The organism is Salinimonas chungwhensis DSM 16280 (assembly GCF_000378185.1).
GTDB lineage: Bacteria > Pseudomonadota > Gammaproteobacteria > Enterobacterales > Alteromonadaceae > Alteromonas > Alteromonas chungwhensis.
In genome coordinates this window covers 96955-110730 of sequence record NZ_KB899386.1, presented here as the reverse complement: position 1 = coordinate 110730, position 13776 = coordinate 96955, and the positions used below count along the sequence as shown (strand labels likewise).

The 13776-nt window shown below is 47.6% G+C and carries 13 protein-coding genes; 5 read left to right on the top strand and 8 right to left on the bottom strand.

Annotation, left to right across the window (positions count from 1 at the left end):
• Position 1: 1 nt before the first annotated feature.
• The 5 genes from F458_RS0114855 to F458_RS0114835 all read right to left on the bottom strand — a co-directional run bounded on the left by F458_RS0114855 (position 2) and on the right by F458_RS0114835 (position 4557).
• Positions 2-1552, bottom strand: coding sequence for a substrate-binding periplasmic protein (locus F458_RS0114855; protein ID WP_018984225.1), 1551 nt, complete (start codon positions 1550-1552; stop codon positions 2-4).
• Entirely contained in the window at positions 1549-2595 is a 1047-nt protein-coding gene (gene pyrC, locus F458_RS0114850; protein ID WP_018984224.1) for a dihydroorotase, read from the bottom strand. Before pyrC ends, F458_RS0114855 begins: the two co-directional genes overlap by 4 nt.
• Positions 2596-2731: 136 nt before the next feature.
• Complete coding sequence (locus F458_RS0114845) at positions 2732-3295, bottom strand: PhnA domain-containing protein (RefSeq protein ID WP_018984223.1); 564 nt, start codon at positions 3293-3295, stop codon at positions 2732-2734.
• A gap of 69 nt (positions 3296-3364) precedes the next feature.
• Entirely contained in the window at positions 3365-3892 is a 528-nt protein-coding gene (locus F458_RS0114840; RefSeq protein ID WP_018984222.1) for a lipocalin family protein, read from the bottom strand.
• Positions 3889-4557 (bottom strand): cupin domain-containing protein, encoded by a 669-nt coding sequence (locus F458_RS0114835; RefSeq protein ID WP_018984221.1) that lies wholly within the window; start codon positions 4555-4557, stop codon positions 3889-3891. The genes F458_RS0114840 and F458_RS0114835 overlap by 4 nt, the downstream gene beginning before the upstream one ends.
• Positions 4558-4678: 121 nt before the next feature.
• On the opposite strand from F458_RS0114835, the gene F458_RS0114830 reads away from it, so the two are divergent.
• A complete protein-coding gene (locus tag F458_RS0114830) occupies positions 4679-5632 on the top strand; it encodes an aldo/keto reductase (protein WP_018984220.1) in 954 nt (317 codons plus the stop codon).
• Between the two features lie 8 nt (positions 5633-5640).
• Positions 5641-6024 carry an SMU1112c/YaeR family gloxylase I-like metalloprotein gene (gene gloA2, locus F458_RS0114825; RefSeq protein WP_018984219.1) on the top strand — a complete coding sequence of 128 codons (384 nt, stop codon included), beginning with the start codon at positions 5641-5643 and terminating at the stop codon, positions 6022-6024.
• 71 nt (positions 6025-6095) lie between these two features.
• On the opposite strand, the gene F458_RS0114820 is transcribed toward gloA2, so the two are convergent.
• The gene (locus F458_RS0114820) at positions 6096-7319 is read right to left on the bottom strand and encodes an MFS transporter (RefSeq protein ID WP_040610593.1); all 1224 of its coding nucleotides are present in this window, start codon (positions 7317-7319) and stop codon (positions 6096-6098) included.
• A gap of 236 nt (positions 7320-7555) precedes the next feature.
• On the opposite strand from F458_RS0114820, the gene F458_RS0114815 reads away from it, so the two are divergent.
• Positions 7556-9505, top strand: a complete 1950-nt coding sequence (locus F458_RS0114815) for an alpha-amylase family protein (RefSeq protein ID WP_018984217.1) — start codon at positions 7556-7558, stop codon at positions 9503-9505.
• 400 nt (positions 9506-9905) lie between these two features.
• Here F458_RS0114815 and folE read toward each other — a convergent pair whose 3' ends face one another.
• Positions 9906-10592, bottom strand: coding sequence for a GTP cyclohydrolase I FolE (gene folE, locus F458_RS0114805; protein ID WP_018984215.1), 687 nt, complete (start codon positions 10590-10592; stop codon positions 9906-9908).
• A 469-nt stretch (positions 10593-11061) separates the two neighbouring features.
• Between folE and F458_RS0114800 the strand changes: the two genes are divergently transcribed.
• Both F458_RS0114800 and F458_RS0114795 read left to right on the top strand, forming a co-directional pair.
• A complete protein-coding gene (locus F458_RS0114800; protein ID WP_018984214.1) occupies positions 11062-12120 on the top strand; it encodes an agmatine deiminase family protein in 1059 nt (352 codons plus the stop codon).
• Positions 12110-13003: a carbon-nitrogen hydrolase gene (locus F458_RS0114795; RefSeq protein WP_018984213.1), complete on the top strand. Its 894-nt coding sequence runs from the start codon at positions 12110-12112 to the stop codon at positions 13001-13003. Before F458_RS0114800 ends, F458_RS0114795 begins: the two co-directional genes overlap by 11 nt.
• A 54-nt stretch (positions 13004-13057) precedes the next feature.
• Here the strand turns inward: F458_RS0114795 and pdeM are convergent, their stop codons facing one another.
• A complete protein-coding gene (pdeM, locus tag F458_RS0114790; protein WP_018984212.1) occupies positions 13058-13771 on the bottom strand; it encodes a ligase-associated DNA damage response endonuclease PdeM in 714 nt (237 codons plus the stop codon).
• Positions 13772-13776: the final 5 nt, after the last annotated feature.

The following is a 13776-nucleotide window of genomic DNA, read 5'->3' as shown; positions in this document are numbered from 1 at the left end:
TTTAATCCTGTGCCCATAAGTTAATAACACCGCCATCAACGTGTACAGACAGAAGGCCCTGCTCGTTCATTTGGGCGCTCCATTGTTTTACCCGTGCATGATGCGCCGAAGAATCCTTTACCTGCATCGCGGCATGCCGTAGTCTTTCGGCCAGGTAAGGCGAAGTTTGCTGTTTTGACATTGCCAGATAAAGCGTAACCGATTCCGCCGGACTAACCGGTTTAAGATTATCGCAAAGGTGCTGGTTGGCTTTGCAATGTAGACCCAATGCCAGTGAAGAGACAAAGATAAAGTCCACTTTGTGATCCTGCACGGCTTGTAAAGCCTCTGGCCAGCTTAGGAATTGTTTGGTCTGCAGGCCGTGTCTATTAGCCACCGCCATGCGATAATCCCCTTCAAGCCCACCGATGATTTTGGTTTCAGGCACCTTCTCCAGCGAGTCATAATAACCGCCCTCAAGACCAAATAATGCATGACGGGCCCGTATAACGGGTGTGATCCAATGAAAATTGCTTTCCCGTTCCGGGGTCCGGCCCAGCGCGAAGGTCATTATATTTGGCTTTACTTCCATCTCGCGCATTATGCGCGGCCAGGAAGTAAGTAATATCGGTGTGGGTAATCCTGCTTTTGCTAAAACCTCATTCATCAAATATGCAGCGTAGCCGGTAACATTGCCCTGGTTATCTGGCTCTGCAAAATATGGTGTGTGTTCAGCCAGTACCCATAACCGTTCATCTCCTGACTGCATATTTTGTGTGTGTCGCTCATCTTTCGACGCCAGGGTCAGCACCTTATTTTGAATGCTGGCAGCAAACTCTCTGTCTACATACCTTTGCACTGTCTTTTTCATCAATGCTGCGTACTCACGACTTTGCTTATACTGCTCTGCTGCAATTCGTAGTTTACTGACGAGCACTTCATTACCCGGTAATTTGCCTAATGCCAGATAATTGTAAAAAAAACGCTGTGTATTGAAGGGCACCAGTTGCTCGCAAGGGGCCGGATTGCTATAGCAAAGCATTTTGAATCCTGCCGGACTAAATAAAAACCCATCCACACGACGTTTAGCTACTGCCTGCAGCGCGTGATCCCAGGATGACAGCTCTACGACGGTTTCTACTCCCAGTTCCTGGGCAATGCTGTGGCGAAAATCATCCCGCTGCACTGCAACAGTTTTTATGGAGGACATAACCTGAGTATGGTCTTTATGAATATACAGGGTGACCTGATTGGCCAGAATTGGCGTTATCCAGTGAAATTCTGATTCTCTGGCCGGCGTTCTTGCAAGCCCCGGCGCTACTGCCCTATGCTTTTCACGACTATTTTTAAGTACTCTGGCAAAAGGTACTACTTTGATATCAGACTGCAGACCGGCCCGTTGAATAATCTGCTGCGCTACTTCCACGGCAAACCCCGTTGCGGTACCGTGCTCGTCAATATCACTTAGTACCGGTGTCTGATTAGTGTAGATAGTAACCAGATTGGTGTCGTGCGCCCGCGCGATACCCATTAATAACATGAGCACTAACAGGCACACTATGCGCATATTCATTCAACAAGACTTTTTTCAAGTTTCCAGTTCAGGGTATGGCCAGCAAAAAATGGAACCATCGCTGTACCATCGGGTAGGGTTACTGTATCCGGCACTCTCCATTGTTCACGAATCAGGTTGATGGTTCCTTCGTTTCTGGGCAGCTCGTAAAAATCAGCGCCATGCTCACTGGCAAAACCTTCAAATTTATCCAGCGCGTCTAGTTGCTCAAATACTTCTGCGTAAAGCTCAATGGCACTCCAGGCGCTATAGCAACCTGCACAGCCGCAGGCATTTTCTTTTTTATGGCGAGGGTGCGGCGCTGAATCAGTGCCTAAAAAGAACTTTGCTGATCCGGTAGCGACGGCTTCTCTGAGTGCCTGTTGGTGGGTATTTCGTTTTAAAACTGGCAAGCAGTAATTATGGGGCCGGACCCCGCCCACTAGCAAATCGTTGCGATTTAACAACAGATGCTGCGGGGTAATGGTAGCCGCGACATTCTGGCTTGCGTCTGTAACAAACTGCGCAGCATCAGCGGTGGTGATATGTTCAAACACCACTTTAAGTTGCGGAAAGGCATTAACAATAGGAATCAGGTGGGTATCAATAAAAACCTTTTCTCTATCGAAAATATCTATATGACTTTCGGTCACTTCGCCATGAATAAGCAAAGGCATACCCTGCTCAGCCATCTCAGCAAAAACAGGATACAGAGAAGTAATCCCTTTCACCGCGGCATCGGAATTAGTAGTGGCACCGGCAGGATACAATTTGCAAGCTGTGACACCTGCACTTTTTGCCTTGCGAATATCTTCAACGGTTGTTTCGTTAGTCAGGTAGAGTGTCATTAAAGGCTGAAACTGACTTCCCGCCGGGCGGGCCGCTTCAATTCGCGACTTATAGGCCAGCGCCTCCTGGGCATTGGTCACCGGCGGAACCAGATTAGGCATGACTATGGCGCGGGCAAAACAGCGGGCTGTAGCGGGAACCGTTTCAGATAACATATCGCCATCACGAAAATGAAGATGCCAGTCATCAGGTGTACGAAGGGTGAGTCTTTGCATTGAAAAGCCTATTTTAAAACCACTGAAAACCTGACGTTATTATGCCTTAAAAGCGTAGCTGCCGCATTATATTCAGCAGCCCGCTTCTGGGTAAAGCTGACGGTAAACGCGCCTGCTGCGCACTGGGATGGAGGCTTCAGGCTTTTTTTGTATACGCGGCAATAATAACAATGCGGGTGCCATTCACACGTCCTTCAATGTGAGCCGGGTTGTCACTAAGGCTAATATTGCGAACGGCTGTGCCACGTTTAGCGGTAAAACTGACACCCTTAACATTCAAATCCTTAATTAAGTGCACGGTGTCGCCGGCAGCCAGCGCGGTGCCATTGCTATCCCGCGTCGGCTCCCGACCATCCTCAGCCTGCGTGGCCTGGGCCCACTGCTGCATTTCGTCATCCAGATACATCATCTCAATCAAGTCCTGCGCCCAGGGTTCTGCGCTTAATTTTTTAAGCATGCGCCACGCAACGATTTGGATTGCTGGTACCTGCGACCAGATAGCCTCGTTCAGACAGCGCCAGTGATTGGTATCAACAGACGATTCACCGGTTATCTGACTTTCACACGTCTGACACAGCAAAACCGTACTATCTATTCCCTGTGTGGGCGAGGAAGGTACCTCGTACACCATCAGGTCGGTTTGGCTGGCGCACATCTCACACTGGTTTTCAGCTCGCGCTCTGACTTTGTTTTCTACCACTTCGCTATCCTATCCTGTTAATTGGTCTGTTGCATAAAACCCATGGAGTATACCATTGATACACAAGGATTAGCTTTTATTACGACCATGTTCCACATAGATAAGAGCATCGGTGTTGTAGCCAAGAGAAGCCGCTTGCTCAACCAGCTTTTCCAGCGTCGGTTTTGGCATAGTTGGCTGACGTGCAAGAATCCACAGATAATCTTTGTCAGGCCCTGTCACCAACGACCATTGATAGTTTTTGTCCAGATCCGCCACGATATAGCTGGCATAAAATGGCCCGAAAAATGATACCTTCAACCATCCGATGTCATCCTCTTCTACAAAATACGCCTTACCGACCGCTTCGTCCCATTTACCTTCTTCGTCATTGTAGCCTCGGTTAATAACCTTAATACCACCGTCCTCCCGTTTGGAATAGGTGGCTGTAACATTACTCAGGCCTTCTTCAAAACTATGATCCAGTCGGGCAATTTCATACCAGGTGCCCAGATACTGTGAAGCGTCGAAATTGCTAACTGGCTCGACATTGTCAGGTTTTGATGTGCAACCAAACAGCGTAATACACGCCACTACACTTGCTATTAATTGTTTCATTGTATTGCCTTATTGGGTAAGTGTCCGGTTTTAAGTAGCAGCCGGGCCGGGCCTTGAGATATTGTGAAAAGAGGATCAGCACCGCCCGGACGTCTGACCCATGACATGGGGGGAACAATGTTGCCTGATTCTTGTAGCTGACCCGATAACAGTAATGCTTCAAACCCGCATTCCGGCACTACCGGGTGCCATTGCGCCCCTTCATTTAGTTCCACCAACTGGGTTATTTCACCGTTGAACTGATGTAGCGGAAGAACTTTCTGATTTTCATCAACCCCCTGATGCCAACCTGCGGTATTCGTATCAAGCCGTACCGACCGGTTGTCGCCTGTATTGAAATAGTAGAGTTTTACAAATAGTTCGCATCCATCATGTGAGAAGGGTGCATGCTTAGTGCCTGCCGGATTCCGAAGATAGCTGCCCGCAGGATAGTCGCCGGACTCATCACTGAAGGTACCTCGAATAACAAAAATTTCTTCTCCCGCCGGGTGGGAGTGAGTATCAAATGTCGCGCCAGCGTCATAACGCACCAACGATGTAGCCTTGCCTGATTCGGCCGCTTCCCGCTCCAGCTTTTTTCGCCAGACAGTATCTGACCGTGTGGCTTCCCAGTCCAAATTAGATGTTTCTATTATCAGCGGTTTACTGTAATCCTGATTAAGCATAATTGCTCTTCATTACTTCTTTTGATTAGGGTGAATACCCCCGGTGGTTCGGTTCAGTTTAATATATTCGCCTTTTTGCCCATGATAAACTTACATTTTTTCGAAGTCAGGTAGATAAAACATGATTAAACAACACTTTCCCGCCGCCAGCGAATTAGTTTATGGCTGTATGGGGTTAGGTGGTAGCTGGGATAATAATCCTATTACGGATGCCGACAGAAGGACGGCACAGGAAGCTGTAGAAACCGCCTTAGCATCGGGAATTAACATGTTTGACCATGCTGATATCTACACGCTTGGCAAAGCAGAGGCTATTTTCGGCGAAATACTGGCAGCACAGCCTGGCTTGCGTGAAAAAATGATATTGCAATCAAAGTGTGCAATCCGCTTTGCTGATGACAGTGGCCCTAAGCGCTATGATTTTTCTGCGCAATGGATAAACAGGCGTGTTGATGAGTCATTAAAGCGCCTGAATATTGAGCAATTAGATATATTGATGTTGCATCGCCCCGACCCGCTAATTGAATTGGACGAAGTGGCAGAAACTATCGGTGCGCTGATTGCCCATGGGAAGATCAAACATATAGGCGTCTCGAATATGAATGGGTTCCAGATGCAGTATCTGCAAAGTGCCCTTAATAGCCCAATAGTAGTCAATCAGTTAGAGTTAAGTCTGGCAGCCCGACACTTTGTGGAAGACGGTATAACATTCAACACCAGCGAGAATACTCAGTCAGGATTCGCCTCTGGTACGTTAGAATATTGCCTTTCCAACCAGGTTCAGCTTCAGGCATGGGGTGCCCTGGCCCAGGGGAGATATACCGGTGGCCCCACTCAGGGACCTTTTGATGCTGCTACAGCAGCCATGGTGAGCGACCTGGCTCAGCAATACGAGGTAGCTGCCGAAACCATCATTCTGGCCTGGCTCAGACGCCATCCAGCACGCATTCAACCTATTATTGGAACTACTAATCCGCAGCGAATCAAAGCCTGTGCCGACGCCAGCGCTTGTACTCTGAGCCGTGAAGACTGGTACGCACTGTTTGAAACCGCTCGTGGCAACGAAGTTCCCTAGGAGGCCCTATGCTAAATGGTATGCACCACGTGGCGATTATCTGTAGTGATTACGCCCGGTCCAAAGTCTTCTATACAGAAATTTTAGGGCTCAGCGTAATCGCTGAAAATTACCGCCAGCAACGGCAGTCTTATAAATGCGATCTAGCGCTCCCTGACGGTACGCAGCTGGAACTTTTTTCTTTTGTCGATGCACCGGCCCGGCCCAGTCGTCCCGAAGCCCAGGGGCTACGTCACCTTGCCTTTTCCGTCGACAACCTGGATGAGGTAATCAATCGCCTAAAGCAAAAAGAAATTGAGGTGGAGGCGATTCGTATCGACCCGTACACAGGCAAGCGATTTACATTTTTCGCCGACCCTGATGGTTTACCACTGGAACTCTACGAACAGTAATCAATGAAAGCAGACCGTGATGGCTATTGCCCGGCTATCACGCTCTGCTACGTTGCTTTTGCTGCTATGCTTCAGGACTGGGTACCATAATCACTAAGTTCAACTTCTGTAAGCCGTTTTTGAGTAGGATTTGCCAGGTAGTTATACAGCAACCCGATGAATAACAGCACGGCAAACCCGGTCGCTACTATAAATCCGTATTTAGCATCGCCTCCCATCGCATCGCTTACCAGCCCCATTATTAAAGGCCCCGCTGCGGCACCGGCTGCCGTGAAAAACAAAATAACCCCGGCCACACTGCCATGCTGATGCTTTTGAAAACAGCTGATACCTTTTGAATTGAATGTAGGATAGATAACGGACATAAAGATACCTGTCAGCGGAAATAAATACAGCGCCACCTGCTTTCCACCAAGCAATCCCCCAGTAAAACACACTACAATTGCGCCACTAAACAGCAGCAGTACCAGGGCCCAGTTGAAACGTGACATCATCCAGATTCCCACAAACCGACCTAGTGCCCGGAGAATGAAAAAGGCGGTGACAGAATAAATAGCCAGCTGTCTGGCCGCCCCTTCACTGTAACAGGCGTAGGCATCCCGTACGGAGACTGCATCGCACACTAAATAGCTTGGCATCCAGACATAAATGGCACTTTCTGCCGCCACATATAAAAAGGCCCCTACAGAGAAGCCCAGCGCATAAGGATTTTTCACCAACTTCAGCGATTTTTTCAAAGAAACCTGATCTACCGAGTTATTCTGCGCAGCAACGTATTTGGGGTACCGCGCAAAACCGGCGATGATGATTAGTAATGTACAGATTCCACCGGCAATAACATACAGGTACTGCCAGGGAACACCTCTATGGATAAGCCAGGCTACAATCAGCGGGCCAATAATCGCCCCTACGCCAAAAAATGCCTCTGCGCCATTCATTGTTGAGGTATGTTGCCTGGTGGATTGAGAAATATCACCGATCAGGGCCAATGCGCCGGTTTTAAAAATACCCACCGCGACACCCGACAGACTCATTAATGCGACAATAAAAACAAAATCATTTGCAATAAGAAAACTGTAGCAAGCAACACCGAATAATCCTAACCCTAAGATAATGGTTGGTTTACGTCCCAGCTTGTCGGCTAAAAACCCCAGTAGCAGGCCTGACATAGCGATGCCCAGCATGGGCAGTGAATGCATCAGGCTCGCCTGTGCATTGGTCACATCAAAAGCAACCTTCACTTCTTTAATGATTTCACCTACCGAATCAGAAGTCATAGCGAACATCATAAACATCAGATAGGTCAACCAGCGGATTAAATAATTACCGGACTGCTGCATAGCCTTACCCTTTTTCCCCTTCTGCTTCTTCCAGAAAGGCCAATTTTGTCAGTGCGAAAACTTCAGACTACATTTAATTTGAAGTTTCAACTTAATCGTTTAAGATAAATTAGCAAGAGTTTGCGAAAGTGTAAACATTATTGTGAATATTTTGTTATAGCGCCAACCAGATACTGATGTGGAGAGACCCTATGAATTATGCAGCAGACAGTCAGACGTGCCTGGCTCGTTTATTATCATCGCTGGATTTAAGCATCCTCACACAGCAGGAGGCTGTACTTTTTTCGGCGCGTCTGGAAACACATTTTTCACAACTACTTTCGCTTTATACCGATGTTTATGGTCATCAGTATGACTGTTTTTTTCATTTGCAAAAATTGCTCGAGATATTAAGAGATGGTTTTGCTCAGCGCAGTAGTAAGTTAAAAGCTGCAGACTTGGACGCTGAAAACAGCCCTGCATGGTATCGTAGCGAGCAAGAAGTAGGCATGGCCTGTTATGTGGATTTGATGGGACCCACAATCGAAGATCTCCATGGCAAAATCCCTTATCTAAAATCACTGGGTATTACGTATCTGCATTTGATGCCGCTGTACGCATCGCCAGAAGGTGACAGCGATGGGGGCTATGCAGTTTCCGATTATCGTAAAGTCAACCCTTCACTGGGCACTATGAGTCAGCTAAAAAAGCTGGCAGAGGCACTGGATAATGCCGGTATTAGGCTTATTCTGGATTTTGTTTTTAACCATACTTCCGATGAACACGAGTGGGCATCAGCCGCCATAGCAGGTAACGCCCGTTATCAGAATTTTTACTATCTGTTTGATGACAGAACCATACCTGATCAGTTTGAACATACCCTGCGCGAGATTTTCCCGCAGGTACGTCGCGGTAGCTTTACCTTTAACGAAACCATGCAAAAATGGGTATGGACAACGTTCAATAGTTTTCAGTGGGATCTCAATTATCGTAATCCTGAAGTCTTTAATGCTATTACCGCTGAGATGCTTTTTCTGGCCAATATCGGCACCGCAGGATTGCGTCTGGATGCGCTTGCTTTTATCTGGAAAGAGATGGGCACAGATTGCGAAAATCAGCCTATGGCGCATACGCTGATTCAGGCTTTCAACAGCTGTTTACAGATCGTGGCGCCATCTGTGGTATTCAAATCAGAAGCCATTGTGCACCCCGACGAGGTGGTAAAATATGTTCGCAAAGATGAATGCCAGCTATCCTACAACCCTCTGCTGATGGCGTTGCTCTGGAATTCTTTAGCCACCCGAAAAACGCGTCTGCTTACTCGCTCTATGCAGAAATGTTTTAACATTCCCGAGGATGCTGCGTGGGTTAATTATATTCGCTGTCATGACGATATAGGCTGGACATTTGATGATCAGGTTGCCTGGGATATGGGCATTAATCCGCAGGATCATCGTTTCTTTCTCAACCAGTTTTTTACCGGACGTTTTGAAGGTTCGTTTGCGCAGGGAGTGCCTTTTGCTGAAAACCCTACCACCGGCGATTGTCGTGTCTGCGGTACGCTTGCCTCCTTGTGTGGTCTGGAGCAGGCACTCGAGGCTGAAAGCCAGGTACAAATAGACACGGCAATTGCAAGAATCACCTTACTGTATGGCGTCGCCTTCAGCATTGGTGGCATACCCTTGTTGTACTCAAGTGACGAGCTTGGACTGCTTAATGATCACAGCTATTTACAGGATGACAGTAAAAGCCATGACGCGAGATGGGTGAACCGGGTGGCTGTCAGCGAGCCGGATATCGCCAACATTTTATCTGACAAGCCTGCTGAATCGCTTCAACGCACTACTCAGAAAAAAGTATTTGAGGCGCTCAAACATTTACTGTTCACTCGCAAGTCTCATCGGATTTTTGGTGACAGTACCACCGATATTCTGGAAACCGGCAGCCAGCATTGTTTTGCCTATCTGCGAAGCAATAAACACGGCGAGAAACTGTTGGTGCTGTGTAATTTTTCCGAACACCCTCAACAGGTTTCCGGACAGCTTCTCAATGTACTGGAAGGTCGCCAGGCGAAGGATTTGTTAAGTGAGAGTGGAATCGTAAACCAAACATCGCCACTGACACTTAACGGGTATCAACAACAATGGTGGCTGGCTGAATAACGCCCTTTTTCTATCAATGTCAAAATTACTGCTATAGTAAAGGATACACCCGTATCCTTTACTAGTTTTATATTGCACAGATATGGTGTGTTTCTTGAAAGGTTTTCTTCTGTAAATTTTCTGATAATTACAGAAGTTCCTTATAATTCGGCCCGGCCGATGGAGAAAAGCCATGGCAATCGCCTCTGAGCACGAGTATATGTGCCCGCACTGCGGTCATATCAATTCAATATCACAGCACGCATTACGTAATAAATACACGGAGCAGTATGCAAATTGCGACAAATGTAAAACCGGACTTGAATTAGTCCCGGCGGATGGTATTAATGAGCAGATTAATTTGGTTGTATCGGAGTTACCGCAGGAATCCCTCCAGCGGTAACATCTGCCATATATAAAATTACCCGGCAAAAAACTCACGGCGTAAGTTGGCGTCTGTAGCAAACTGGCCACCTAACGCCGATGTTCGGGTAAACGAGTTATTATCACGAATACCTCTGGCTTTTACACAATAATGAGTGGCATTAATGGTTACCGCCACATCTTCTGTACCAGTAAGCGCCTGGATGGCAACCATCACTTGCTGGGTCAACCGCTCCTGCACCTGAGGGCGTTGCGAGAAAAAGCCAACCAGGCGGTTTATCTTCGATAAGCCCAATACCGTGTCTTTTGGAATATACGCCACTGATGCGGTCCCATCGATAGTGACAAAATGATGTTCGCATGTACTGGTCAGGCTGATCTCACTAACCTGTACAGGCTGATTTAACTGCATTTTGTTTTCGATGGTAGTGATCTTTGGAAAGTTGCTGTAATCGAGGCCGCCGAAGATCTCATCGACATACATCTTCGCAATACGCTTAGGCGTATCCATCAAACTATCATCACTACGATCCAACCCCAGCGTATCAATAATGTCAGTCATAGCCGCCTCTATTCGGTCGCGCTTTTCCTGACCCGAGAGCGGGTTATCGATCATAGGCGTTTCGAGCCCTTTCTCAATCAAGGCTCGTCTGACAATTTGTGCTTCTTTAGCGATAACCGGTTCAAGCGCATCGCGCACCACTACGGCTTCATTTGCTAGCATGATAAATCCCAACCAAACAACTTATGTTGATTTTACAACGTTTCATTCCAAATCGCACAAAACAGCAGCTTCATGAATTTTTCTTCACGCTACTGACGTACTGTTTCTGTTCAGTTTAACCAAATCTTTGATAAGTAAAAAATGGCAGACAGTCGCAGCTTCTTGTTCATGCGCCTGCTTTCGCAACCCTTACGGCTTACCCCAATAGGTTCGCCCCTTACGGCTTACCCCAATAGGTTCGCGCTGCCCCGCAACAGTTGACTGATTGTAACATAACAGCGCTTAAAATCTGCACGCAAGACACACGATTACTGTAAATATGTGTATGCATTTTCATAATTAAACGCATACCCGCAACGTGGGGCTAACCAAGTAAATATACCAATTTTTTGGTCTCGTGAGCAGCACAACCATTTAAGCTTTTCTCTGCAGGCATTATAATCACGCCACCTAACCAATGAGGTTTATTATGAACGCTTCACCTCTTTTGCTTCCTGAATGGACACCTGTAGAGGCGGTTTTACTAGCCTGGCCAACCGAAGATACTGATTGGGCGCCGTGGTTAGAACAGGTCAGGCATACCTATCTGCGTACAATCGCTGCGATAAATGCCAGCGGTGCCGGCGTTATTCTGCTATGCCGGCAGCAAGATGTCAGTGCCATCCGTGAACAGCTTGAGGCAGATGCAAGTGTCATGCTTGTGGTTGCGCAATACGATGATACCTGGATGCGCGATTATGCATTTTTAACGTGTCAGCAGGATGGCGCAAACCACCCCATTGAATTTTTGTTTAATGGCTGGGGGGATAAATTTAATGCAACAAAAGATAATCAGGTTAATCAGCGTTATTTATCTTCCTTGTGCAAAAATGCGCTTCAGACAACGTCTATCGTTGCAGAGGGTGGCGCGCTGGAGATTGACGAAAGTGGTCACCTGTTATCTACCGCGCAATGTTTGCTCAATCCCAAGCGCAATGGCGACATGTCATTGAGCGACTATGAGACGGTGTTTAAACAAACACTGGGGGCTACTGAAGTAACTATTTTTAAAAACGGGCATTTGCAGGGGGATGATACTGACGGTCATATTGATACACTGGTAAGATTTACACCTAATAACGGACTGGTTATTCAGGCCTGTGATAATCGCCCCGATGACAGTCATTATGGGGGGTTGACGGCGTTGTGCCATGAATGCAGCGAAGCTCTGCCAGAGCATGAGCAATTCAGATTGCCTCTGCCAGCGATGTATAATCAAAAAAATGAGCGATTACCGGCATCTTACGCGAACTTTTTAATCTGTAATGAGTCTGTACTGGTGCCGGTATATGGCCAGCCAGAAGATGAAAAAGCGTTGACGGTTATTGCTCAGGCTTATCCGGCTCATCAAATTAAACCTATAGACTGTGCGCCGCTTATCCAGCAATTCGGCAGTCTTCACTGTATCTCTATGCAAATACCCGTGCACACGCTCAATGAGCAAGTGTGTCGACAACTTCAAACAGGGGTGAGTATTTATGGCGTCTGAGACGTTAAAAATTGGACTGGTTCAACAGGCTGTCGACAACAATGACAAATCGACAAACTGGCAGAAAAGCGCAGATAAAATAGCGCAGCTGGCGGCTGACGGCTGCGAGTGTATTTTATTACAGGAACTGCACAGTACGCTTTATTTTTGTCAGCAGGAAGATACAGACGCATTTGATCTGGCCGAGCCTATACCCGGACCAGCGACAGATTATTTCGGTGAACTGGCCGAAAAATACAATGTTGTACTGGTTACCTCCCTGTTTGAAAAGCGAGGCTCCGGGCTATATCACAATACTGCGGTAGTCTTTGACCGCTCACGGGAAATCGCCGGTAAGTACCGTAAAATGCATATCCCTGATGACCCGGGGTTTTACGAGAAGTTTTATTTCACACCAGGTGATATGGGCTTTGAGCCGATTGAAACCAGTGTGGGTAAACTTGGCGTACTGGTCTGCTGGGATCAATGGTACCCCGAAGCTGCTCGACTGATGGCCATGCGTGGCGCGGATATTTTATTTTATCCTACGGCCATAGGCTGGGATAAAAACGACACAGAAGAAGAACGCCAGCGTCAGTTCGGTGCCTGGCAAACCATCCAGCGTGCCCACGCAGTAGCCAACTCAGTCCCTGTAGTGGTAGCTAACCGGACTGGCTTTGAAGTCTCACCGGTGGACGGTGATCCTGGTATTCAGTTCTGGGGGCAAAGCTTTATTGCCGGCCCACAGGGCGAGCTTCTGGCTGAGGCTGCCGTAAACGAGGAGCAGGTGCTGATGATCGAGCTCGACATGGCCCGCACAGAACAGGTAAAGCGGATCTGGCCCTATTTTCGGGATCGTCGTATCGATGCCTATGGCGATCTGACAAAACGCTGGCGGGATTAATCTATCCAGCTAATACAAATAGGCAGGGCCTGTGCCCTGTTTTTTTTGGACGGATTATTTTAAGGGAAATATCTTTTCATCACTGAGCAAGAATTGCTGACTAAGTCTCCCGGAAAAGACTTCTTGCATAACAGGATCATCTGTCCATAAACCGCCGGTGTACTGCCCAAATGCCGGCATCATGAGTAATGTATCTGATAATGCAAAACAACGCCCTTTCACTCGCTGGCGGCCTGAAGCAAACCGGGTCTTAGGATGATAATGCCCGATAACCTGGTAATGACAGTCAGGCCATGAAGGCTCTGGTTCATGACATAAGCCGATATGTCGCAATAACCAGCGGTGATGGCGTTGACCGGGCAGTTCGTCAGGAATAGCCGGGTCATGATTGCCCAAAATCCAAATCCATTCATCTACCGCGCTAATCAGCGTTGTCAAACTTTTCTTGTCTGTCTCATCCATCCTGGACAGTGCACCGGCGTCGTGAAAACTATCACCCAGGCAAACAAGTCTGGCGGGGTGATAATCATCAACAATTGTGGCCAGACTGTCGAGGGTTGCCCGGCTATCCAGATGAGGTAAGGGGTGACCGAAACTGCCCAGGTAGCTGCCCTTTTCCAGATGCAAATCTGAAACAATCAGTAGATCTTCATCCGGTAACCAGGCCACTCCCCGGGCATCGAAAATCCATGTTTGTCCGCCAAATCGCGCGGGTATAAGGCGTGCATCAGCCAGCCTTTGTGTGAGCCAGTCGTTATTTATTACCACATTAA

Bases quoted from the DNA above. Each gene is read 5' to 3' on its own strand.
- F458_RS0114855 (WP_018984225.1), bottom strand. From the start codon at position 1,552: ATGAATATGCGCATAGTGTGCCTGTTAGTGCTCATGTTATTAATGGGT.
- pyrC (WP_018984224.1), bottom strand. From the start codon at position 2,595: ATGCAAAGACTCACCCTTCGTACACCTGATGACTGGCATCTTCATTTT.
- F458_RS0114840 (WP_018984222.1), bottom strand. From the start codon at position 3,892: ATGAAACAATTAATAGCAAGTGTAGTGGCGTGTATTACGCTGTTTGGT.
- F458_RS0114835 (WP_018984221.1), bottom strand. From the start codon at position 4,557: ATGCTTAATCAGGATTACAGTAAACCGCTGATAATAGAAACATCTAAT.
- F458_RS0114830 (WP_018984220.1), top strand. From the start codon at position 4,679: ATGATTAAACAACACTTTCCCGCCGCCAGCGAATTAGTTTATGGCTGT.
- gloA2 (WP_018984219.1), top strand. From the start codon at position 5,641: ATGCTAAATGGTATGCACCACGTGGCGATTATCTGTAGTGATTACGCC.
- F458_RS0114820 (WP_040610593.1), bottom strand. From the start codon at position 7,319: ATGTTTATGATGTTCGCTATGACTTCTGATTCGGTAGGTGAAATCATT.
- F458_RS0114815 (WP_018984217.1), top strand. From the start codon at position 7,556: ATGAATTATGCAGCAGACAGTCAGACGTGCCTGGCTCGTTTATTATCA.
- folE (WP_018984215.1), bottom strand. From the start codon at position 10,592: ATGCTAGCAAATGAAGCCGTAGTGGTGCGCGATGCGCTTGAACCGGTT.
- F458_RS0114800 (WP_018984214.1), top strand. From the start codon at position 11,062: ATGAACGCTTCACCTCTTTTGCTTCCTGAATGGACACCTGTAGAGGCG.
- F458_RS0114795 (WP_018984213.1), top strand. From the start codon at position 12,110: ATGGCGTCTGAGACGTTAAAAATTGGACTGGTTCAACAGGCTGTCGAC.